The sequence below is a fragment of the Synergistaceae bacterium genome (assembly GCA_012728235.1).
Classification (GTDB): Bacteria; Synergistota; Synergistia; order Synergistales; family Synergistaceae; genus JAAYFL01.
In genome coordinates, this window is record JAAYFL010000057.1 from 1 (window position 1) to 1,767 (window position 1,767).

Sequence of the window (1,767 nt, forward strand, 5' to 3'; positions counted from 1 at the left end):
GCATCAGACAGTAAAGTATTTAATCCCATGGCAAATAAACTTATCCATAACGCCAGAAAACCGACATATATTTACAAACCGGACGCAAAAAAGCATAGAATTGCAAAAAAAAGAGGGATAGAACAGAAAGGGATTGCCGACCACCTTTTGTTCGCCACAGATTTTTCAAAAAACTCGAATTTAGCATTTAAGCACCTAATAGAAATGCTTCCCTTTATAAACAACAAAATAACGATAGTGCATGTTCAAGACGAGTATAAAATTTCAGCATATGCATATGAGAACATGAAAGAAGTGGACGAATCTGATGACAAGACGCTAGAAAAAATGAAAGAAAGCCTTTTAAAAAATGGGTGCCCCGAAGTAGAAACACTCTTGCTAACAGGCGCACCATCAAATGAAATATTAAGCGCTATAGAAGAGCACTCGCCACAGCTCGTTATGATGGGGTGTCAGGGGAGGGGCTTTGTAAACGAATTTTTCCTAGGAAGTGTTAGCCACAAAGTGGCTCGCCGCTCTCCAGTCTCAGTGCTTCTTATACCGGCAAAGCGATAGAGGAACAGTGATAAAGCCTAAAACAATGTGATTAAAATAACTTCTTGTTGTCTTAAACTTATAAATATAATTTTATCCAAATAAACAAGGGGCTTAGTTCTAAACTAAGCCCCTTGTTGTTGTTTAATTCATTTGGATTTAAGGAGTCTCTGTAATGTCAATGAGATTGGTTATCAAATCCTGCTGGATCTTCAGCACTACATCAGTATGTATAGCATGAGTATAGACGTCAAAATCTATGCCGCCATCGTTAACTGTCGTAATGGTCCAATTCCCGTCATCAAGAAGGCTGACGTGGTCGTTTGAATCCCCAAATATAGTGAGAGTATTGTTTGAGTCAGTTATGTCCATTACGTCCTGTACAGATAAGTTCTGAAGAACGTTAGAACCGCTTGTGTCGCCTCTCAAGTCGAACACCTCTATATTGCGAATTACAGGGTCTGTGTCAAAATCTATCCCTTCGTTGAATCTCATGACTACTGTGTCATTTCCTGTAAAACCGTCAAGAGCTTTCCCTCCGGAGTAGAGAAGAGTGTCGTCTCCCGGTGTCGCAATAGTCTCGAAAATATCTATGTCGAAGGTGCCCGTGGCAGGAGCAGAAGTGTCACCATTTGAAGTTTCAACCGTATAAGCTTTAACTTCAATAGTTCCAGTTCTTGCCGATTGTATAAATGCTATGTTGTCTATTTCGCTTGCAGCTATTCCGGAAACTGTGTATGTATCTGTTGCAGAATCATAGCTTGAAGATATCAAGGAAGTACCGGAGTAGAATGAAGCGTATTCTCCAAGTCCTTTAACTTCCAGAGTAACTGTTTCTGAACCATCAGTATCAATAATGGATGCATTAAGGTTTAAAGATACATAATCTCCTTCATTGCCAAAAGTGCTTGTTGGAGATATAGAAAGCCCGTCAGCAAAAGGAACTACCTCCATGTCGAAAGTGGCGGTGCTTATTTCCGGATCTAACCCATTCTCTCCGGAAATAACGGAAAGGGTTAAGTCTGTTATGGTTCCACTGTAGTGTTCCGGTGGCAAAATCGCGATATATGGAGGCAATCCGCCTCCGTTGATCGGGATAGACCATGATGTGTTGCCAAATGCATCTGCACCCAAGTTGTGGGCTAAAACAGCAGATGCTTCGTCTGCACCGTAATAGACAAGGTACCCGTTTGGCAAGTTGCCTAATATTGCAGTTAAAACAGATTCTGAGCC

Annotated in this window: 2 protein-coding genes; one reads left to right on the plus strand and one right to left on the minus strand. The window is 41.1% G+C overall.

Annotated elements, in window-relative coordinates; all coding sequences use genetic code 11:
* The first annotated feature begins 27 nt into the window (after positions 1-27).
* Positions 28-555 (plus strand): universal stress protein, encoded by a 528-nt coding sequence (locus tag GXZ13_04835; protein ID NLX75146.1) that lies wholly within the window; start codon positions 28-30, stop codon positions 553-555.
* Between the two features lie 138 nt (positions 556-693).
* Here GXZ13_04835 and GXZ13_04840 read toward each other — a convergent pair whose 3' ends face one another.
* Positions 694-1,731, minus strand: coding sequence for a hypothetical protein (locus tag GXZ13_04840; GenBank protein ID NLX75147.1), 1,038 nt, complete (start codon positions 1,729-1,731; stop codon positions 694-696).
* Between the last annotated feature and the right edge of the window lie 36 nt (positions 1,732-1,767).

What these genes read in the sequence shown, in the direction of transcription:
- GXZ13_04835 (NLX75146.1), top strand. Translation starts at nt 28, where the DNA reads ATGGCAAATAAACTTATCCATAACGCCAGAAAACCGACATATATTTAC.